This is a genomic window from Rheinheimera tilapiae, assembly GCF_042432165.1.
GTDB lineage: Bacteria > Pseudomonadota > Gammaproteobacteria > Enterobacterales > Alteromonadaceae > Pararheinheimera > Pararheinheimera tilapiae.
Window position 1 is genome coordinate 2,017,923 of the sequence record NZ_JBHLXP010000001.1, and the last position, 21,750, is coordinate 2,039,672.

At 50.5% G+C, this 21,750-nt stretch carries 17 protein-coding genes and 2 tRNA genes; 6 read left to right on the plus strand and 13 right to left on the minus strand.

All coding sequences use genetic code 11. From position 1 onward, the window contains the following. Positions 1-240 precede the first annotated feature (240 nt). On the plus strand, positions 241-2,943 hold the full coding sequence (locus ACFFJP_RS08720; protein WP_377242498.1) for a TonB-dependent receptor: 2,703 nt from the start codon (positions 241-243) through the stop codon (positions 2,941-2,943). 67 nt (positions 2,944-3,010) lie between these two features. On the opposite strand, the gene ACFFJP_RS08725 is transcribed toward ACFFJP_RS08720, so the two are convergent. The 7 genes from ACFFJP_RS08725 to ACFFJP_RS08755 form a co-directional block, all read right to left on the minus strand. Then, entirely contained in the window at positions 3,011-3,370 is a 360-nt protein-coding gene (locus ACFFJP_RS08725) for a BON domain-containing protein (protein WP_377242500.1), read from the minus strand. Positions 3,371-3,479: 109 nt separating this feature from the next. Then, entirely contained in the window at positions 3,480-4,679 is a 1,200-nt protein-coding gene (locus ACFFJP_RS08730; RefSeq protein ID WP_377242502.1) for an acetyl-CoA C-acyltransferase, read from the minus strand. A 103-nt stretch (positions 4,680-4,782) separates the two neighbouring features. Next, the gene (locus tag ACFFJP_RS08735) at positions 4,783-6,714 is read right to left on the minus strand and encodes a methyl-accepting chemotaxis protein (protein WP_377242504.1); all 1,932 of its coding nucleotides are present in this window, start codon (positions 6,712-6,714) and stop codon (positions 4,783-4,785) included. 220 nt (positions 6,715-6,934) lie between these two features. Next, positions 6,935-7,011, minus strand: a tRNA-Val gene (locus tag ACFFJP_RS08740). Positions 7,012-7,036: 25 nt separating this feature from the next. After that, positions 7,037-7,113 (minus strand) — tRNA-Val (locus tag ACFFJP_RS08745). A gap of 117 nt (positions 7,114-7,230) precedes the next feature. Beyond that, the gene (locus tag ACFFJP_RS08750; protein WP_377242506.1) at positions 7,231-8,265 is read right to left on the minus strand and encodes a DUF3080 family protein; all 1,035 of its coding nucleotides are present in this window, start codon (positions 8,263-8,265) and stop codon (positions 7,231-7,233) included. After that, entirely contained in the window at positions 8,216-9,610 is a 1,395-nt protein-coding gene (locus ACFFJP_RS08755; protein ID WP_377242508.1) for an MATE family efflux transporter, read from the minus strand. Before ACFFJP_RS08755 ends, ACFFJP_RS08750 begins: the two co-directional genes overlap by 50 nt. A 66-nt stretch (positions 9,611-9,676) precedes the next feature. Here ACFFJP_RS08755 and ACFFJP_RS08760 point away from each other — a divergent pair, with 66 nt between their 5' ends. Then, positions 9,677-11,401, plus strand: a complete 1,725-nt coding sequence (locus tag ACFFJP_RS08760) for a riboflavin synthase subunit alpha (RefSeq protein ID WP_377242510.1) — start codon at positions 9,677-9,679, stop codon at positions 11,399-11,401. A 2-nt stretch (positions 11,402-11,403) separates the two neighbouring features. Here ACFFJP_RS08760 and ACFFJP_RS08765 read toward each other — a convergent pair whose 3' ends face one another. From ACFFJP_RS08765 to ACFFJP_RS08775, 3 genes are all read right to left on the minus strand, one after another. Further along, positions 11,404-11,604 (minus strand): CPXCG motif-containing cysteine-rich protein, encoded by a 201-nt coding sequence (locus ACFFJP_RS08765; protein ID WP_377242512.1) that lies wholly within the window; start codon positions 11,602-11,604, stop codon positions 11,404-11,406. 132 nt (positions 11,605-11,736) lie between these two features. After that, complete coding sequence (gene hxpB, locus ACFFJP_RS08770; protein WP_377242515.1) at positions 11,737-12,390, minus strand: hexitol phosphatase HxpB; 654 nt, start codon at positions 12,388-12,390, stop codon at positions 11,737-11,739. Positions 12,391-12,405: 15 nt separating this feature from the next. Next, positions 12,406-13,266, minus strand: coding sequence for a fructosamine kinase family protein (locus ACFFJP_RS08775; protein WP_377242517.1), 861 nt, complete (start codon positions 13,264-13,266; stop codon positions 12,406-12,408). 284 nt (positions 13,267-13,550) lie between these two features. Here ACFFJP_RS08775 and thrS point away from each other — a divergent pair, with 284 nt between their 5' ends. From thrS to rplT, 4 genes are all read left to right on the plus strand, one after another. After that, a complete protein-coding gene (gene thrS / locus ACFFJP_RS08780) occupies positions 13,551-15,461 on the plus strand; it encodes a threonine--tRNA ligase (protein ID WP_377242519.1) in 1,911 nt (636 codons plus the stop codon). 28 nt (positions 15,462-15,489) lie between these two features. Next, entirely contained in the window at positions 15,490-16,032 is a 543-nt protein-coding gene (infC, locus tag ACFFJP_RS08785; protein ID WP_208933498.1) for a translation initiation factor IF-3, read from the plus strand. 103 nt (positions 16,033-16,135) lie between these two features. After that, entirely contained in the window at positions 16,136-16,333 is a 198-nt protein-coding gene (gene rpmI / locus ACFFJP_RS08790) for a 50S ribosomal protein L35 (protein ID WP_208931265.1), read from the plus strand. Positions 16,334-16,347: 14 nt separating this feature from the next. Next, the gene (gene rplT, locus ACFFJP_RS08795; protein WP_031565008.1) at positions 16,348-16,707 is read left to right on the plus strand and encodes a 50S ribosomal protein L20; all 360 of its coding nucleotides are present in this window, start codon (positions 16,348-16,350) and stop codon (positions 16,705-16,707) included. A gap of 135 nt (positions 16,708-16,842) precedes the next feature. Here the strand turns inward: rplT and ACFFJP_RS08800 are convergent, their stop codons facing one another. The 3 genes from ACFFJP_RS08800 to ACFFJP_RS08810 form a co-directional block, all read right to left on the minus strand. Further along, positions 16,843-17,943 (minus strand): META domain-containing protein, encoded by a 1,101-nt coding sequence (locus ACFFJP_RS08800; protein WP_377242522.1) that lies wholly within the window; start codon positions 17,941-17,943, stop codon positions 16,843-16,845. Positions 17,944-18,035: 92 nt separating this feature from the next. Further along, on the minus strand, positions 18,036-18,923 hold the full coding sequence (locus ACFFJP_RS08805; RefSeq protein ID WP_377242524.1) for an alpha/beta hydrolase: 888 nt from the start codon (positions 18,921-18,923) through the stop codon (positions 18,036-18,038). Between the two features lie 120 nt (positions 18,924-19,043). Then, positions 19,044-21,620 carry a TonB-dependent receptor plug domain-containing protein gene (locus tag ACFFJP_RS08810; RefSeq protein WP_377242526.1) on the minus strand — a complete coding sequence of 859 codons (2,577 nt, stop codon included), beginning with the start codon at positions 21,618-21,620 and terminating at the stop codon, positions 19,044-19,046. Between the last annotated feature and the right edge of the window lie 130 nt (positions 21,621-21,750).

Below are 21,750 nucleotides of genomic sequence, written 5' to 3' on the forward strand. Positions count from 1 at the left end.
CCGGCAAGGTATACACCTGTGTGGCTGAGAGTTTGTGGTCCTCAGTTTGGCGATGAAACGGGTGAAATACCGGAATGAAATCAGGCTGGTTTGACGCTGTCGATGGCAGGAAACGTCACTGGCCGAAACTGTGGTAAAAAAAACGTCATGTCTGACACCGGTGTCATCAGGCTTTCATCTGCTGAATCGAAACTGGTCTGAACAGACGACAGAAAAAACACAACACAAACAGGGGTAGATATGTACAAACAGCAGAAAACAGCGGTCGCGCTTGCCGTGATCACTGCACTTGGCGCCGCTTTTAGCGCAGGTGCCCAGCAAAGCAACCAGACCAAGGCCGATGAAACTGAAGTGATTGAAGTCAAAGGCTTCCGCGATTCAGTGATCAAAGCGAAAGATTTAAAACGCGAAGCTATGGTGGCCCAAGATTCCATCGTGGCCGAAGACATCGCCGACTTCCCGGATCAGAACCTGGCCGACTCGCTGCAGCGCGTACCAGGTATTGCCATTACGCGGGAAGGCGGTGAAGGCCGCCAGATTTCTCTGCGCGGTTTAGGCCCTGATTTTACCCGGGTCCAGGTCAATGGTATGGAAGCGCTCGGCATTTCGTCATCACCGATGGACAGCCGCGGTGCTGTCGGTCGCTCGCGCGCTTTTGACTTTAATATCTTTGCCTCAGAACTGTTTAATCAGATCGACGTGAAGAAATCCTATTCTGCTGAGCAGGAAGAAGGTGGGATTGGTGGTACTGTCAATTTGCGCACTGCCAAGCCGTTTGATTATGACGGATTTCAAGGCGCCGTCGGCGGTCAGTTAGGCACTAACACCAATGCTGATGAAACCAATCCACGGCTGGTCGGCATGGTATCCAATACCTGGGGCAAGTTCGGCGCTTTAGTGTCAGTGGCGTACAGCCAGAAAAACTCGCAGGAAATGGGTTACAACACCTACCGTTGGCGTCAGGTCCGCGCCACCAACGGCATTAGTAGCACTGTGGATGCCGATACTGCAGCCAAAGCTGCTGCGGGTTCACTTTGGTTCGCGCGGGGGAATCGCTATTCGGTATGGAATAACGATCAGGAACGTTTAGGTCTGACTTCGTCTTTGCAATACCGCCCCAGCGATGATTTAAAATTCGCGCTTGAATATATGTATGGCAAGCTCGAAAACACGTTAGACGAGCATCATATTTCGACCGGCGGCGCTTCCAGCACTGCTTTGGGCAAAATCGAAGAACTGAAATACATCGATAACAATGGCGATCTGGAAGCTGTCTATGCGCGCTTCAGTAACTCCACTATTCAGACTGAAAACCGCGCTGATTACAATGAATCGGTATTTAACCAGATTACGCTGAATTCTGACTGGCAGATCACTGACAAACTTGGGGCTAAGTTCCAGTTCGGTACCAGCACGTCAGATTATGACCAACCTCGTGTTGATAAAGTCAATTTGATCCGCACCGGCGGCATCACCACTGACTTTACCCAAGACCGTTTTTATGGCGTCAATACCTATGACTTTGATCCCGCAGCGATGAGCGGCTGGGCCGTGAAAGATCTGTATTTCCGCGAAGATTACATCGCGACCGACTTTGACAATATAAAAGCTGACTTTGACTATTCGCTGGATGATGCCGGTGTGATCGCGTTCGGTCTGAACACCAAGTCATTTAAAAATAGCGGCGACAACCGGGAAGATTCTGGTTATGTGCAAAGTAAAGCAACACCGCTGAACAATGGTGTGAAGACGATTTCTGATGCGGTGACTTCGGTTTATAACGTGCACCCGAATATGTCTTGGCGTCAGGCTGATGTAGCGGCGTTACAGGCATTTTATGGTATTTCTGATTTGAAACTGGGCAGTGACAAAATCATTCAGACCAACTCATATACTGTGGAAGAAGATACCGATGCTGCCTATGCCACATACAGCTGGGATGCGACCATCGGCGGAAAGAACTTACGAGGCAGTATTGGCACGCGTTATTACAAAACCGATCTGACTTCGCGCGGTATTTCCAAAGGTTTACCGGTTGAAATCGCCCGCGATTACTCCGGCATGCTGCCGTCATTAAATTTAGTCTACGAACTGGAAGACGATTTGCTGCTGCGTTTTGGCGCCAGCAAAAACTTAACCCGACCTTCATTGAGTGCAATTTCGGTATCCGCTAACGTCGCGCAGATGACCGGTTCACCGGGTGAAGTCGGTAAAATCACGGTAGGGAACCCTGATTTAAAACCGTTTGAGTCAGTGAACCTCGATTTGGCTTTAGAGAAATATTATGAAGGCGTGGGTTCTTTATCTGCGGCCGTGTTCAAAAAGGACATTGATAACTTCATTGTTACCGAAGTAACCACGGTGAAATACAGTGACACCGGTTTGCCGGCTTCATTGTTGCCAAATGGTGCCACTATGGATTCACTGTTTGACGTGACGTCGCCGCAGAACTCCGATTCCTCGACGATTAAAGGCGCAGAACTGGCATTCCAGCGTGACCTGGATTTCCTGCCTGCTCCTTTTAACCAGATGGGTGTGATTGCGAACTATACCTGGGTTGACGGTACCACTCTGTATCGGAACGTGCAGGGCTCTGGCCAAAGTCAGGAGAAAAGTTTCCCTGGTTTATCCAAACAAAGTTACAACATGACGCTTTATTATGAAGCTGAGAAATTCGGCGCCCGTATTTCTGCAGCCCACCGCGACGACTATATCAGCGTGGTAGAAGGTGGCTTACGGGATGAAGATGAGCGCGGTTTCCATGCCACCACTTTTGTTGATTTCTCCGCGTTCTATCAGGTATCAGAAAACCTGAAACTGACCGTGGAAGCAATCAACATGACCAATCAGCGTGAGGAGCAGTATAGCGACTCCAATGATCGCCACTACAACACCACCACCAGTGGCCGGACCTACACCGCAGGCTTCAGTTATAAGTTCTGATACCTGATGTCTGATGTTGAAAAAAAGCCCTGCAGGAAACTGCGGGGCTTTTTTCTATATGTCGGGACTATGGTTTTAGTTTCAGTTCGTCTTTAACACTTTTCACCCCTTCCACGTCGCGGGTGATCGCGACCAACTGATTGATCTGCAGTTGAGTATCGACGCTGCCGGTTAAATGTACGTCACCTTTGGTGGTGACAACACCGATATCAAATCCACTCAATGCATTGTCCATGGCGATGGCAGATTTGACCCGATTTGTTACATCGGTATCCAGCGCCGGGGTGCCGTCCACTTGCCGGGTGATGTCAACACTGGTGGTATCTTTGGTTTGCGCCGACACAGGTGGCACTGTGCACAGCAGGACCGCCAATACTGGGATCAGGCTACGACGTAAAATTTGACTGAACTGCGGTTGAATGTTCATGTGATGCTCCGGGTTGGCTGGGGTAGTCGAAGCCATAATGTTACACAGCCATAACAGGAACTCCGTTCGCCAACGTACGCACAGCGAAATCAGTGCCTTTCATCCTGCATCAGCCACAGCGTTCCAGCAACAGTGCAATGCCCTGACCGCCGCCGATACACAAGGTAATTAAAGCAAACTGCGCATCGAGACGTTCCAGTTCATACAATGCTTTCACTACCAGTATCGCGCCGGTCGCGCCAACCGGATGCCCAAGCGCAATAGCGCCGCCATTTGGATTGACCCGCGCCGGGTCCAGCCCAAGTGTGTGGCTGACGGCCAGCGCCTGTGCAGCAAAAGCTTCATTCGATTCAATCACCGCGATATCAGCCAGACCAACGCCAGATTGTTGTAGTAGCTGCTGCACGGCAGGGATCGGGCCTAAACCCATCATCGATGGTTCGACACCGGCAAAAGCACAGCTATGCAAGCGGGCTCTGCTACGCAGGCCATGCGCACGGGCATAAGAAGCAGTGGCCAGAACTAGTGCAGCCGCGCCATCGTTGAGGCCGGACGCATTGCCGGCAGTGACCACACCGTCGCGCAGAAAAGCAGGTTTTAATTGCGTCAGACTTGCCAGCGTCGTATCAGCACGTGGATGTTCATCTTCAGCAAACAGAAATTCGCCTTGTTTGCCGGTCAATGTGACCGGCGCAATTTGCGCGGAAAAGAGCCCTTGTTGTTGTGCCCGTGCAGCCCGTTGCTGGCTCTGCAGCGCAAGCTGGTCAAGTTCAGTACGGCTAAACTGATACTGCTTAGCAATATTCTCGGCTGTGATACCCATATGGCCGCTGCCAAAAGGGTCAGTTAAAATGCCAAGCGTTAAATCGGTCACGGTCGCGTGACCAAATCGTAAGCCCTTGCGGACACCGGGCAGTAAAAATGCGCCCTGCGACATCGACTCCGCGCCACCACATAAGGCGAGTTGTTGCGGCGCCTTATCGCCGGCTAACATTAATTGCTGCGCCGCACTGAGCACCGCCTGCAGGCCGGAACCACATAGCCGGTTTACCTGAAATGCATCGCTCTGTACTGACATCCCGCAGTTCAATGCGATATGCCGCGCCAGATATACGTCGGCAGCGCTGGTGGTAATTATATGACCAAACACTGAGCTGGCGATATCGCCTGGTGAGACGCCAGCGCGCGAAATCGCCGCCTGCGCCGCAACAGTGCCAAGCTGGGCCGGTGTCTGACCCGACAGGCTGCCGGCAAAACTGCCGATCGGCGTGCGGGCAGCGCTGAGAATAACGATATCGGACAGTTGCATAGCCAAAGCCTCACCAATCAAAAGGCCATCATCGTTACACAACTTCGTAGATGCGGCTAGCCCCGCGGCTGCGCGCTATAACTCACTGACAGGCTTAACAACACTAGCCGCGATGATTAATCTGATATTTCGCCAACGCTTGCTGGTAACGCTCAGCTAGTCTCTTCACCGCTTGACTCGCCTGATCGGTATTCTTCGCCTGAACGCTGCTATGGTCCGTTGTCTGCATCAGCGCTGACGTTTGTTTTTGCATGGTAGTTGCCAAGGTCGCCTGATCTGACGCTAACCGACTAATTTGCTGATTCAGTTGCGTAATGGTTGAGCTGGCTTGTAATACTTTTCCAAGGGCTTGATTAGCTTCAGCGGTGTGTTGTTGCGATTCCAGCACGGTCTGACGATATTCGTTGTTGATATTCTCGACTAAGACCACGCCTTGCTGCAGCAAATCAATCTTCTGCCGGATCTCACTGGTACTGGCCTGAGTGCGGCTGGCAAGCGACCGGACCTCATCCGCAACCACAGCAAAACCGCGTCCTTGCTCACCGGCGCGAGCTGCTTCAATCGCTGCATTAAGTGCTAGCAGGTTGGTTTGCTCAGCAATAGCACTAATGACTTCTAAAATGCTGCCGATTTGGCCACTGGCATTGTTCAGGCCTGACATCGCCTGCGCAGATTTCTCAACGGCTTCAACCTGCCGGTTTGACTGAGCGATGGCTCTTTGCAGGGCAACGCTTGCATCCTGAGTAATGCTGGCGATATTTGCACTACTGTCACTGGCAATGATTGCATTGTCTGTGACTGCGGCTGTTTTATCTGACAGCAATGTTGCCGCATCAGTAACCTGGGCCAGTCGATCGCCGGCATCCTGCGTGGCGTGGTAACTTTGCTGAGCAAATCCGGACAGTTGGTTCGAGGATGCCTGCAGTTCACCGGTGATTTGGCTGATTTGATGCATCATTTGCTGTAATTGCTCGAGTAACAAATCAAACTGACGCGCCATTTGCCCGAATTCGTCATCACTGTAGACCGCAAAACGTTTGGTCAGGTCGCCATCACCGCTGGTGATGGCGCAGATTGCTGCGTGGGTCGCCTCAATCCGGCTGATCACCAGTCTCTGCAATAACAGGTATACCGCAGCGATAAAACACAAGACCGCGCTACTGAGCCAGGCGAAGGCACGGACAATTTCCCCACGAACCACGGCATCGACTTCGGCATTATTGACGCCGGTGACAATGCTGTAGTTCCAGGGCGTGAATTGCTGTGTTTTCACCGTCCATTCGTCACTGTCTGCCAGGGCTTTTTTCAGCGCTTCAGGTTTGATATGGGATGAAGACGCCCGGACCACACCGGTTTTATCGATAAGAGCGACAAATCCTTGCTCCAACAATTTACTGTTGTTGACCAGTTCAGTCAGCTCAGCCAAATCGGCTTTGTATCCAACGTAAGCTATACCAACCAATTCGCCACTAGTGTTTAGCAGTGGTTCATAAGCCGTGACAAAAGGGTTACCCAAAATATCAACATGGCCATAAAATGCTTTCTTCTGGCTGACCGTTGTATAGGCGATGCCGCCCGGAGCGAGTGGGGTGCCGATGGCTCGACCGGTAGCGGTCTGAACGTTTGTTGAAACGCGGATAAACTGGTCAGCTGATTTGCTGAATAAAGTGGCAGTGCCAGCCATCATTGTGGTGTGCGCATCGACTAACTCAAAGTTATTCGCTTGCGGTTTGCCACCAATCAGTAAGTCCGGTGCTTGAACGGCACCGATAGTTGTGACGTTACCCGCTGCAATGTCTCCCGAAGCCGCCAGTTGTTTTTGAAACACCCGCATGCTTGCTTTAACCTGTTGAGACAACAAGGCATCTGTTAGCTGCAATGAATTCAGTAACTCACGTTGGAGATTTTGTTCCTGGGTGGTCAGGCTCTGGTGTAGTTCATCGTGTGAGCGGTTCCAGATATAAGCAAAAGCCAGCAAAAGCAGCACGGCGCTGAGCGTACATAACATCACAGTGAATTTTCGTTGAATGGTCATAGCGGCTCCTAGCCGGTATATTTGAGCAGTGCTAACTATAGGATCATAGTTGCATTTTTGGGAAAACTTAAATGATTAAGATTTCCGTGGGTTGATACGTAGGCGCAGGGCTTATTGTTCAGTGGAAAGCTAAAATTTTAGATTTGTTGAGCAAGCAGGAGCATGACCCTACGCTGAGAACGCAGAATGAACCAAAGATGTCAGTGAAAGTTAGGATTATTGGTGCGTCCTAGTGGACTCGAACCACCGACCCCCACCATGTCAAGGTGGTGCTCTAACCAACTGAGCTAAGGACGCATTTGGGTGTACTGTTTTGAGAATTTGGTGCGTCCTAGTGGACTCGAACCACCGACCCCCACCATGTCAAGGTGGTGCTCTAACCAACTGAGCTAAGGACGCAACCTGTGTCATCAGCAGTGCTGACAACGGCGGCTATAGTATTTTTTGCCTCAGGTGATTGCAAGCGTTTTTTCGGTAACTTGGCTTAACCGCTGCAATTTTGCGCGTTAGGCAGACTTAGCGGGGGGCATCACATTGGCGCCAGCGCTGCCAAAATGCCACGTGTTCGCGCAGATGTTGCTGCAGCTGAAGTTGTGGTACTTGCAGACGTTGTTGTACCGTCGGTTGCAGGGGATGTTGCTGGTAGAGCTGCAGCAATTCATTGATGAGCGCCGTTGCGATGCCATCAACGCGAGCCAAATCAGCTTGCACTCGGCCAATAAAGATTTGGCTCAGCAGATTTTCCCGCACGGTGTTGTCGGCCTGACAAAGCTGTTTCTGCGGGATCTGCGTTAAAAGCGCATTCAGCTCGGCAAAGAATTGTTGCGACAAGCGCAGGCTGTGTTGTAAGTCGGCAACGAGCTGGCTTTGGTGCAAGGCGCCTATTGCGTTGATAATGTGGATTTGGCTGGCAGCCAAATAATCCTGTTTCACAATATGGCGCCGCAGTAGGTTGAGTTGCTTTAACGCCTGGATACTCTCAGCGAGGCCGCTCTGGTCGGCGGCAATTCCGCGCTGACTGCCACTGAGTTGTTGGCGCAGGGTTTGGTCCCGGCTAAGCATATTGGCCAACACCGCCGGTAATTGTTGTTGTTTCTGCCGGTAAATTTGTTGCAGTGTTGTCTGTAGCTCTGGCGCTAATTGCCTGATAAGGGCAGGGGAACTCAGGCAATTGCCAAGCTTCACCAGCAACTTTAGTTCGTATTGCAATAACAACGCGTCATTCAGCACTTTACCGAGGCTATTATTGCGCTCGGCAATCAGCGTTTCTAAATCACAGATATCGAGCGCCAGCATATCGGTTAAATCAATTGTCGCTGACGGGATAACGATACTAAGCGCGCGGATCTCCGGCAGTGGCTGTAACGTTGATTTGCTCAAATCTACGGCAGGCACATCGAGCACCCGCTCGAGTCTTGCCTGATAATCATTCAGCAATGCTTCCGGCTGCGGTTGACAGCCACTTAATACCGCAGCCGTCAACGTGTAACAGATGAACCTGTTAATGCAATAAGGTGCTTTGATGCGGCTCTGCCGGTTGCCAGCTACCATCTTCCATCCGTTTCAGTTGCCAGACTAATAACCGGCCAAGTAACACTGCTGCGACAGTCAGGCCGATAATGATCCCCACCCAGAAGCCCTGCGCACCCATCGGCGCTACCAGCCAGTCGGTTAAACCCAATACGCAGCCAAGGCCAAAACCGATGGGCCAGTAGGCGATTAAAGTGATATAAAAAATAGGTTTGGTGTATTTGAGACCACGTAAGGTACAACTACAAATGACCTGCACTGCATCCGAAAGCTGGTAGAAACAGGCCAAAATCAGAATGGCTGCTGCCAGCTCTAATACGGCCGGGTCAGTACTGTATTGCGCAGCAACCCAATGCCGGGTCAACAGCGTCAATAAAGCGATGCCTATTGCCAACAACAAACCAATCTGGATAGCTGTCGCTATCGCTTTACGCAGCTCTTTGACGTCACTGCCGCCAGCCAGGTGTCCGACGCGAATGGTGGTCGCAAGGCCGATACTGAGTGGCAACATAAACACCATAGAACAGAAGTTGTTGGCAATTTGGTGCGCAGCAACCACAGTGGGGCCTAAATGTGCGATCATCAGCGGAATGCAAGTAAACAAGGTCACTTCAAAGAAAAAAGCGAATGCGACTGGTGTGCCCAGTGCCACGATTTGCCAGATTTGCGCCCAATCCGGTCGGTAAGAGTGCAGACGGGCGCGGACAAAAGCGGTGCGCCGACCAAAAGCGGCGTAGCCAAGCAAAGTCAGGAACATCGCGACAAACACCAGACTGGTCGCGAGGCCACAACCAGCGCCGCCGAGTGCCGGCATTCCAAATTTGCCGTAGATAAACACATAGTTGGCAGGAATATTCACCAGAATGCCAACAAAACTGATCCACATTGCCGCTTTGGTGTATCCAATGCCTTCATATAGGTTGCGTAGGATCATATAACCGGCCGCGGGGAAAATGCCCCAGGCGATGTAGCCAAGATAAGCGAGGGCTTTTTGCCGCAGTTCATCATCCATCTGCATCAGGCTCAGTGGCATGTCGATAAATTGCATGCCGGCAAAAATCAGGAACGACAATAACAGCGCGAGCAAACCACCCTGATAAGTTGCTGGCAGAATTTCTTTGTAGCGGCCGGCGCCAAAATGTTGCGCGATAATCGGCGTTAACGCCAGTAACAGGCCTTGAAAGGTCAGCAAAATCGGTAGCCATAATGCCGAGCCTATCGCTACGGCGGCCATATCGGTGACGCCAACCCGGCCCGCCATCAACGTATCGATGACATACATCATGGTTTGCGTCAGTTGCGCCACCATAATGGGGCCTGAGAGTTTCAGAATGGTTTTTGCTTCAAAACGGGAAAAGGGTAACATTGGGCGCTCTTCAGGCTGCAATCGGTCTTGCTTTAAGGCTTAAATGTTAACACAACGGGGAAATGCATGTTTACCGGAATAGTGCAGGCACAAGTAAAAGTGCGGGATCTGACGAAGCGTGACGGCTTTCTGCGGCTGACGCTGGATGCAGGCTCGTCGAATCTGCAGCAGCTGCAAAGGGGGGCCAGTATTGCGGTCAATGGCACCTGTCTGACGGCCACTGAATTTGATATCGACGCGGGCTGGGTCAGTTTTGATGTGATTGACGAAACGTTGATTAAGACCAATTTAGGGACGCTGCAACCGGGCTCCAAGGTCAATTTCGAACGGTCGCTGAAGTTTGGTGATGAGATTGGCGGCCATATCGTCTCTGGCCACGTCAGCGCGACCGCTGAGATCCTGACGATTAAGCGCAGCGACGACAATTGCGCCATGCAACTGAGTTTTCCGGCTGAACTTGCGTCTTACATTCAACCAAAGGGGTTTATTGCGATTGATGGTGCCAGTCTCACCGTCGGTGCGGTCGAAGGCCACAGTTTCTGGTTGCATCTGATCCCGGAAACGCTGGCCATCACGACTTTGGGCCACAAACAGGTTGGTGACAGGCTCAATCTGGAACCAGCCACGGCGCAGCCGGTGTCGGTGGGCAGCATGCCCGCCGCAGCATGGCAGCAGGTGGCAGCATCGCCGATCGGGGCACCCACGTCATCAAAAGTGTTGTCACCGGCATTGTCGGTTTATCTCGATGTTCTGCGGTTATTCGCCGCTTTGCTGGTGTTTGCCCACCATGCGGCCTATGAACGCTTTGATGGCAGCTGGATATCACCATTAGCTGGTTATGGCCACGATGCTGTGGTGATCTTTTTTGTCTTGTCAGGTTTTGTTATTGCATTTGTCCAGCAGACCAAAGAACGTACCGCGATGTCGTACGGCATCAGCCGGGTGAGCCGGCTGGTATCGGTGGCTTGGCCGGCGGTACTGGCAACCATCCTGCTCGACAGTGTTGGGCGGTTGATGTTGCCGGAGCTTTACGAACCTGCGCAGCCACTGCATGCGGCCTTACATAGTTCCTTGTTGTTTACCAACGAGTTTTGGGTAGGTGGTATGCACGTCGGCTCCAACATCCCGCTGTGGTCATTGTCATTTGAGGCGGCGTATTATCTGCTGTTTGCGGTTTTTATGTTTAGCCGTCATCGTTGGTTGTGGTGTTCGCTTGCCGCTTTAGTAATTGGCCCGAAGATCCTGTTGCTATTGCCTGCCTGGCTCGCCGGGGTTTGGGTGTACCGCTATGCTGCTACTGACCGCAGTCGTCCGCTGAATATGCTGATGGCCTTTGGCGGGGCGGCATTTGTGCTGTTGATGGTGGTCGGCAAGGTCGGGAACTTGTACATCAACTGGCGCGTGGCCCACTGGCTTGGCCCGCAAATGCATGAGTTTTTCGGTCATTCTACTGCTTTTGTCACTGACTATATTATCGCGCTTGGTTTTGCGGTGCATCTGGTTGGCATGGCTGGACTGTTACGGCAGATGCAAGTGCGTCAAACTGTGCAGGCCATGATTAGTCGTTTATCCGGCGCCACATTTCCTTTGTATGTGTTCCACTACCCGGCGCTGTACTGTTTTACCGCTTTGAGTGTTGGGCTGTTAGAACAAAAAGTCGGCGTCCTGATTGGTATTCTGGCGTTAGGTTTTAGCTGGCTGATGACCGCGCCTTGCGAAAAGTTGCGATCATATTTGCGCCGAAAACTGCTGGCGTTGTTTTTGCCGGAGCAAAAAAACGCCAGGCAATGAGCCTAATAAAACTGTTCGTCTTCGGCGTCGACAAACACCTGCACACTGTGTCTGGCTTCATCTTTGTGCATCACAATGTGGATAGGGTTGCAGCAATTGCTGCAATCCTCAATGTCGTCTTGGTCGTCGCCGCTGATATCCAGCGTGATATGGGTTGGGTGGCCACAAAATGGGCAGAGAATGGTTTTATGAAGGAGTTGCATCGGTATCTCCTTAGATTGGCTGTTGTCTGTGCAGTGTAGAACTGTCTACAACCAGCAGCGAGCAGCACATCAGACGCACGCCCACTGCTGATGACAGCAGCTGTAAAGTTGCCGTCATAAAGCAACGTCAGTTCAGAGGTTTAACAAATCTTTCTGTTCAAGCTGCAGCAATGAATCCAACACTTTGTCTGCAATGCTGTACCTGGGGTCGTGCCGGTGTTGCGGTTCAGGTACTGCGAAACAGCGCATCCGGGCAGCTTTCGCAGCAATCACACCTGTCACGCTGTCTTCCAGTGCCAGACACAGTTCAGGCGCAATACCAAGGGCCGCGGCTGCATTCAGATAGACCTGAGGATGTGGCTTGGCATACGGCAGATATTGCGCTGAACAAGTCGCGAGAAAGTAGGGCATTAATTCAAAATGTTCCAATGCAGCCAGCATCATATGGTGATTGGATGAGGTGGCAAGTGCCACCGGTAATCGGAGCTGCTGACAGAGTTGCAATGCCTGTCGTGCGCCCGGTAACAACACACCGCGCTGGCGGATCAATTCGATCACCTGTGCAATGATTTGGTCAGCCACTTCGCCTTGCGTCGGCCCGGTCCAAGGCGACTGCCGGTACCAATAGTCCACGACATAATCGCAGCGCCAGCCGACAGTTTTTGCTGTATCGGTAAGCGTGAGCGGTACACCGAGGGCTGAAAAGGTCTCATATTCTGCTTGTTGCCAAAAGTCTTCGGAATCGAGCAACAAGCCATCCATATCAAAAATAACTGCCTGAACCACAATATCTCCTGTGCGTCAGCTCAATAACTGCTGAATCAGCTCCTGTGCCTGCCAGCTGTATCGGCCACCACGTAAATATGCCAGATGCAATAAGTGGTACAGGTTATAGAGGTCTTTGCGTTCGGTAAATCCCTCTGGCAGGGCGTGCACCTGCTGATAGGCAGAAAAAAATGCATTTGGCAGCGGGTCAAACAAACCGGCGAAGGCAATATCTACTTCGCGATCACCAAAATAGCAGGCTGGGTCAAACAGGACTGGGGTTTCACCTAAAAAGCCAACATTGCCGCGCCAGCATTCGCCATGCACTAACGCGGGCTTGGGCTGATGATGATGCAAGCGTTGGCGCACTCGGTCGACTATTTTATCGATATCGCCAAACGTCTGCTGCTGCTCAGCTAACAGTTGCAATAACCAGCCGATACGTTGTTCGGAAAAAAACACCGACCAGTTGCTACCCCATTGGTTCGGTTGCAGGGTGGAGCTTAAATAGTTATCCCAGTCAAAACCGTACATCGCCTGGTCATCGGCCTGATGTAAAAAGGCCAGTTGATGGCCAAGCGCTTGCCAGCCATACGGGTGGTCTGTTGCCAGCGGCAGATACTCCAGTACCAGAAAGGCTTTTTCGATTGTCTGGCCAGCACAGATCACATGCGGTACCCGGACACAATGCCGGTTTTGGATAAATCTCAGCGAGAGAGCCTCAGCTTCAAAGCTATCGAGCACATCACGGCGATTCAGTTTGACCAGATATTGCTGCTCGGCACCACTGATGTGAAACAGTAGATTGTCAGAATGCGTGGCGAGTTGTTGTTTATGAGAGATCCGGAAATCTTGTTGCAGTTCGGTACTGATTTGGTCCGCAATGGCTTGCCACATGTCGCTGCTCCGCAGTGAAAATAAATAGAAACTAACTTCAGAATTATGGACGACTTTGCCAGTTCCGCTGGCCGGCGTATTGATCAGGAACAAACACAAGTCGGACAGCAGACTTGCCCCGACCAATCACAGCCAGTAATATGGCTGCGCTTTTTAGTGCCCAACCGCTGATACGTTCAGTCGTTGTGTTGTTTCGCCACTCGTACGGCAAAACCAAAAAGCCCACTACATACTTTTATTCAACATGTGACCCTTGGTACGGGCCACCACTGTGAGGATTTATCATGCCAGTCATTACTCTGCCTGACGGCAGTCAGCGCGTATTCGAAGCCCCATTATCTGTAATGGATGTTGCCAAAGACATCGGCCCAGGTTTAGCCAAAGCGACTATCGCCGGCAAAATCAATGGTCAGTTAGTGGACGCTTGCGAACTCATCACCGAAGACAGCAGCTTAAGCATTGTCACCAGCAAAGATCAGCAAGGTTTAGAGATCCTGCGCCACTCTTGTGCGCACTTGCTCGGTCACGCCATCAAGCAGTTATGGCCCAATGTCAAAATGGCAATCGGCCCGGTGATCGATAACGGTTTTTACTACGATGTGGATTTGGACCGCCCAATCAGCAGCGACGATTTAGCGCAGTTAGAAGAGCGCATGCTGCAACTGGCGAAGACTGAATACGACGTCGTGAAGAAAAAAGTCAGCTGGCAGGAAGCGTACGATACCTTCGCTGCCCGTGGCGAAAGTTACAAGATGGAAATTCTGACTGACAACGTCGCCAAAGACGACCAGCCAGGTCTGTACCATCACGAAGAATACATTGATATGTGCCGTGGTCCGCATGTGCCGAATATGCGGTTCTGCCAGCATTTCAAAATCATGAAAGTGGCCGGCGCTTACTGGCGTGGCGATGCAAAAAACAAAATGCTGCAACGTATTTACGGCACAGCATGGGCGGATAAAAAGCAATTAGCCGCTTATTTACTGCAGTTAGAAGAAGCGGAAAAACGTGACCACCGCAAAATCGGTAAGGCACTTGGCCTGTTCCATTGGCAAGAAGAAGCGCCAGGCATGGTGTTCTGGCATAACGACGGCTGGACCATTTTCCGTGAACTAGAAGCTTTTGTCCGCGAAAAGCTGGCTGAGTACGATTACCAGGAAGTCAAAGGTCCATTCATGATGGACAAAGTGCTGTGGGAGCGTTCTGGTCACTGGGAAAAATATGCTGAGAACATGTTTGTTACCAGTTCAGAAAACCGCGATTACGCCATCAAGCCAATGAACTGCCCGGGTCACGTGCAAATTTTCAATCAGGGCCTGAAATCCTACCGCGATTTACCGCTGCGGATGGCTGAATTTGGTTGCTGTCACCGTAACGAGCCATCAGGTGGCTTGCATGGCCTGATGCGCGTGCGTGGTTTCACTCAGGACGATGCGCACATCTTCTGTACTGAAGAACAAATTCAGACGGAAGTGTCGAGCTGCATCAAAATGATTTTTGATGTGTACAGCACTTTTGGCTTTAAAGAAGTACAGGTCAAGCTGTCGACACGGCCGGAAAAACGGATCGGCACCGACGAAATGTGGCACAAAGCCGAACAGGCGCTGGCCGAAGCATTGGAAGCCAATGGCATTGCCTTTGACCTGCAACCAGGTGAAGGGGCATTCTACGGTCCGAAAATCGAATTCACCTTGCATGACTGCTTAGGCCGGGCCTGGCAGTGTGGTACAGTGCAGCTAGATTTCGCATTACCGGGCCGTTTAGGCGCCAGTTATGTGGCTGAAGGTAATGATCGTCAGGTTCCTGTGATGATCCACCGCGCGGTCCTAGGCTCGCTGGAACGTTTTATCGGCATTCTGATTGAAGAATATGCCGGTTTCTTCCCGGCCTGGTTAGCACCAACTCAGGTTGTTGTGATGAATATCACGGACAATCAGGCCGATTATGCCAAAGAATTGGTAAAAACTTTCAAATCTCACGGTATTAGAGCAACTTCTGACTTGAGAAATGAGAAGATAGGCTTTAAAATCCGCGAGCACACGCTTGCCCGCGTCCCATATCTGGTCGTGGTCGGTGACAAAGAAGTCGAAAGCGGCGATTTGGCACTGCGGACGCGCAAAGGCGAAGACCTTGGTAAAATGACTGTTGCAGCATTTGTTGAAAAACTAACAACAGAAATCAACAACCGGGTCTGACCGATTTCAATCTCTGGAGGAACGTACCATTAAAGTAGGAAAGAAACCTTTACCAACGAACAGACCGAATCGTATTAACGAAGAAATCAACGTACGCGAAGTACGCTTGCTGGGTCTGGAAGGTGAACAATTAGGTGTAGTAGGTACCGCTGAAGCCATCCGTATGGCCGAAGAAGGTGGTTGTGATCTGGTCGAAATCAGTCCAACAGCTGAACCGCCTGTTTGTAAGTTAATGGACTACGGTAAGTTCCTTTTTGAGAAAGGTAAGGCTCTGAAAGAGCAGAAGAAGAAGCAAAAACAGATCCAGATTAAGGAAATAAAATTCCGGCCTGGAACTGATGAAGGCGATTACCAGGTAAAACTACGCAACCTGCGTCGCTTCATTGAAGAGGGTGACAAAGCCAAAGTAACGCTGCGGTATCGTGGTCGTGAAATGGCGCATTTGGACATCGGTATTGAAGTCCTCAACCGGATTAAAGACGACATGGCAGACATTGCTGTTTGTGAGTCGTTCCCAAGTCGGGTTGAAGGTCGTCAGATGATCATGATGCTGGCCCCGACTAAGAAGTAATAAGTGCATACAAGTGAATCCATACGCCACTGCGGTAACGTAGTGGTGCGTGGTTTTCCGCCTTATTATTCGTTGTAATATCACAATTGCGAGTGAGCTCACTATGCCAAAGATGAAGACCAATAAAGGCGCTGCCAAGCGCTTTAAAAAGACCGCTTCTGGTGGTTTTAAACGTAAGCAATCACATCTTCGCCACATCCTGACGAAGAAGTCTTCTAAGCGTAAGCGCCATCTGGGCCCGAAAACTTTAGTTGCTAAAGTTGACGTCGCTTCAGTAGCTCGTTGCCTGCCATACGCATAATTTAGGAGACTGACATGCCAAGAGTAAAACGTGGTGTGACCGCACGTGCGCGTCACAAGAAGGTATTAAACCAGGCAAAAGGCTACTACGGTGCCCGCAGCCGTGTTTATCGTGTAGCGTTCCAAGCAGTTATCAAAGCCGGCCAATACGCCTACCGCGACCGTCGTCAACGTAAACGTCAATTCCGTCAACTGTGGATCGCGCGTATCAACGCTGCTTCACGTCAAAACGGTTTATCTTACAGCCGTTTCATCGATGGTCTGAAAAGAGCATCGGTTGAAATCGACCGTAAAATTCTGGCTGACATCGCTGTATTCGACAAAGGCGCATTTGCTGCCTTAGTTGCGAAAGCGAAACAAGCACTGTCTGCTTAATCTGATTAAGTAGTTAAAAAGGCAGCCTCGGCTGCCTTTTTTGTTTTTGGAGAAAACCCACTTCGTTGCTTAATAACTCCTAAAAAGCAGTCATTAAAAAAGGCGCCGCAGCGCCTGATTCATTCGTTCCTACGGTTAATTGACCGCGGGTAGTAATTCCATAATCACCTTATTCTCTTTGAACAGTTGCAGTTTTTGCTGATTGACTTCAATCCGGTCAGCTGCCTGCAGCTGTTTGGTAAATTGTTGTTCATAGAAATTAGCGTCATTGCAAAACTTCCGGGTGCTGACAATAGGTAACACTTTGAGTTGGTTGTCTTTTTGCGCATAGCCGGCATTAAAATTATTGCAGCCGGAAAAGCCAAAGATCCGGTTGTTTTGGTCAAACATCAGCCGAATATTCAATTTTTGCGGCACGCTGATTTGTGACACTGTTTGCAGGCGCCAGACCAGATTTTGTACTTTTGCTGTAGCCGCTTTATCTGGGCATGTCGCTCCAGGCCAGAATTGGTCAAACTTATCGACTAACAATGCCTGCTGTTGTTCGTTACTCTTGCGTGCAGTCATGGTCGCCACTACGGCTTTACCGCTCAGCTTCGGATCTGTCTGATAAGAACGTAGCATCGGCATATGATGCTGCGTCATCGCAATGCTGTGATTTTCACCGGTCATACAGTCGATAAAACTGGCCTCATTATTTTTCAGCTGATAGAGCCCTAATAACGGCATTCTGGTATCGATCCGGGCGAACTGCTGGGTGCGGGTGAGCGTCTGGTTGTCTTTAGAAACCATGGGCTTGCCAGCCGCATTTAGCAAAATAAGATGTTGATTGCTGCCAAACTGAAACGACGGCACTTTGCCTTGTTTACTGGACAAATGCAGGGTGCGGTCGTCCAGTTGCCAGTTCCCGCTTAACAGCTCGACCGTGTTTCGGTCGATATAATCGCGGCGCAGTTCAAAGCGGCCATCCTGCAATACATTTAGTTGATATTGGATGCCCGGGCATTTTTTACATGGCAAGGTGCCATGAAAAGACATATCTCGGTCGATAAAAATCAGGCCGAAGTCGGTCGGCATTGCCTCGGTGTTATCAGAGCTGACAACTTCGCCAGGCACTAAATCCGGCTCAGGCGCTACTGGTTGGACGGGCTGCACCGGGTCAGGTTTTACCGCTTTTTGTGGCAAATTGGTACAGGCTGATAACAAGACTGCGGCAAGAACTAGACTACGTTTCATTCATTTTACCCATTACAACGCTGACTTCTGACATCAGAAGTCGGAAACATGCGACATTATAATGAAAATCTGGTTTTGATACAGGCGTTTTGTCAGTTGAATCGCTGCTGTTGCCGCAACCATTGCAGCACCAGCGCGGTACTGTGTTGCGGATCTTCCTGCATAAAACAATGGCCGCCATCCACCTTAATCACTTGTAACTGCTGACACTTTCTCTGGAACAAGGCTGCAGATTTAGCGACGAAAGGATAACTGCCGGTGCCATAAACTAATTGAATCGGTTTGCTGGTTTGATGCAACGATGACCACAGATTGCGCGGGAAACTGGCAAAGATTTCCGCTTCCCGCTCTGGTCGACAGCGTAGTATCAGGCCATCGTGAGTATCGACGAGTGCATGATCGATATAGGCCTTTAATGCATCGGGATGCCAGTTTTTAAACATGCCGCGTTGGTGAAAATACTGCCATGCCGTGCCGGCGTCTGTAAAATGTTGCCGGCGTTTTACCGCGCGGCGGGCAAGCGGATTGTGGCGGTAGAGGCCGGTCCATTCCAACAACTGCATACTCCGCAACATGGCGGGTGTAAACAGAACCGGATCGAGCAACAAGGCAGCGTCAAACGGACTGTCAGGTTCGCTGTGAAGCAGGGCCGTCAGTACACCGCCGAAACTGTGGCCGACGCCATAGACCGGCACAGCGCCATACTCCGGCAAATGTGCAGCCAATGCCTGCCGGGCTAATTCTGCACTTTGGTTCCAGCCGACAAAAGGTCCGCCATGTTCACTGTGACCATGACCTTGCGCATCGGATAAAAATAGATCCACATGTTGAAGTAAAGGTTGCAGCATCGGTGCATACATTTGGCTGCAAAACCCGTTGCCATGCAACATGTGCAGCAGAGGCCTGCCGCTGGGTTTGCTCCGCATACCTTGCAGGGTAAAGCCCGCCGGTGTGCGATATTGCCAGGGGATCAAATTCATGGTGATTCTCAAGTAATTACTCTAATCACACTGCCACATTCTGCTGTTGATGATCAAGTTGGATACCCGCAGTGAAAAGCAAAAAAGCCACCCGAAGGTGGCTTTCACTACAAGAACAACTTAGAAGTTGTAGGTCAGACGCGCGTAATAGAATCCGCCGTTGAAGCCCATAACTGTTGTTGTCGGGTATTTTGCCCCTAGCACCTCAGCCCATTCGTTTTCTTCTGGCAGGGTGTCAAACAGGTTTGATGCACCTAAGGCGATGCTGTAATTGTCACTGAAGTTGTAAGTTACTTCAGCATCTACAGTCATTTCTGCGCCTAAATACAGCGGTAAACCGCCATCAGCCGCAGAGACAACGCCTGAATCAGCATGGTCTTCATAGTAACTACCGTACTGGTTTAAACGGACATAACCGTTCCATGAGCCTTGGTTATGGCTGACAGTGAAGCTGCCGCGCACACTGGGTAGACCTTCTTCAATCTGCTTGATTTTCGCTTCCCAGATGTAATCGGAATGGCGATCTACAGTGGTTTCAGTCCAGTTTGCTGCTAAAGCATAGGTTGTACGGCCACCAAATTGGTCAACACCGTAGTTAGCAACAAAGTCAGCGCCTTTGGTTGTGGTGTCAAAATCGTTGGTGAAGTATTTAACCCCTGTGAAGCTGCTCGCATCCCGAACGCCCAGAGCAAGTAGCTTCTGGATATCAGTAGCTGTCAGTTCCTGCGACGATGATTGGCTGATGCGGTCATCCACTTTGATTTGGAAAAAATCTAAAGTGACATATAAATCATCAACTTCAACTACAGTACCGAATGACAGGTTGACCGACTCTTCCGGCGTTAATGCTTTACCGCCTTTGAGTACAGAGATTGGGTGGGTTGGTGGTAACGTAGCGTTATCGACCAGACCTTTACCTGCGGTAAATGACGTCGTCACGTTCCGAACCGTTGATTGACCAATGGTTGGAGCACGGAAGCCAGTACTGGCTGCCGCCCGGAAAGCCACTTCGTCGTTTAATTGATAACGACCTGTCAGTTTAGCGTTAGTGGTAGAACCGAAATCTTCATAGTCTTCAAAGCGTAAAGCGAAGTCAGAACGGAATTTGTCACTAAACTCAGCTCCAAACTCAGTGTAGGCTGCATAGTTGTAGCGGTTGAAAGAACCAGCGTCATCAGGCTTGAAGCCTGGGAAACCGTTTGAACCGATGCCAAACCCCTGAGAAGCCAGAGGGCCTACTTCAAACGAGTTTTTATCACCTGCGTAGATTTCGAAGGTATCAATACGGTATTCAAGACCTGCAGCAACAGCCAGCGGATATGGCAGCGCATCAACTTCTATGAGCTTATTCATATCGTAGTTAACAGCCTGTTCTTGCTGTACATATTTACCGGCGTTGAAATCGCGTGGTGTGGCTGAACCCATTGAAGCATTGATAGTGTTCTTAATATAGAACTCAGCTTCACTGCGACCATATGAAGAACTCAGGTCAAAGTTCCAGCCATTGGCTAAAGTACCTTTCAGGCCGCCGGCTAGGGCGGCATCTGTCACGATACCGCCAAACTTCGGTGTAAAACCACCAGGCAGCGATTTAAAGAACGTAAAGCAATGCGCCGGCAGTGCGTTTACTTTGCTGCTGATTTGGCTAAATGACTGACCGGTCAGGCCAACAGTCGGACAAGCGCCTTTAGTGGTATCTAAATTTCCAACCAACAGGGTCTCGCCACTGTCATTGGAATAAACACCGCCACGGCTTTGTGGGTTACGGAAATAGAATCCACCTTCTACGTCACGTTGGGCAAAGTTACCAAACGCATAGAATTCTTTTTCTTTGGCAACTTCGAGACCAATGTTACCGAACAGTTTAAAGTCACGTTTTACTTCAGGTGAACCCCAGACCTGTGCAGGGTTGGCAATATTGGTATTGCCTGCAGCGACTAAACCAGCCGCATCGCCGCGTTGCACACTGCGGCTGGTTGGGTCTGATTGTTTGAATTCTGTACTGAAGTTAGCGAAGCCGTTGTCAGTGAAAGGCATACCAATATTTGCACTGACTTGACGTAAATCACCGTCGCCGTCGTAATGCTGGCCGGTTTTAATTTCAATGGCGCCGCCTTCATTATTGTCTTTCAGGCGGAAGTTGATTACACCAGCGATGGCGTCAGAGCCGTATTGTGCGGCAGCGCCATCGCGCAGGATTTCAACCTGTTTCAGTGCGATAGAAGGGATAGTCGAGATATCAGGGCCTTGAGAGCCGTCTGATAAACCGCCACCAAGGAAGGTGATGACCGCAGAGCGGTGACGGCGTTTGCCGTTGACGAGCACTAACGTGCTGTCTGGTGGCAGGCCACGTAAGTTAGCCGGACGCACCAGAGTGGAGGCGTCATTGATCGGTTGGGTGTTTACGTTAAATGAAGGCACTACTGCACTCATCAACGTCATCATGTCACTTGGACCGTTTTTGCTAAATTCGTCAGCGGAGATCACGTCGACCGGCACAGCCGAATCGCCCACCGAGCGCGGCGCACCGCGTGAACCCACAACAACAATTTTTTCTACGTCCTGCTCTGCTTTTTTCTCCGCAGCAGCGTCTTGCGCATGAGCTAATGGGCTGGTGGCTAACAGCATCAGCGTACCACCGGTCACTGCGGCTTTGATGCACGCAGCCAGTGGTTGGATTGAGGTAGTCATTTTCATGGAGTTGCCTTTTATTATGTTTATCCTGGATAAATCAACGTGCTCTTTATGTGTTTTTTGGCACGCCTGATTAACTTATTGCAAATAAGTTCATTTGTCCAACGGCAGAAATTGTTGATCTGTCTCAAAA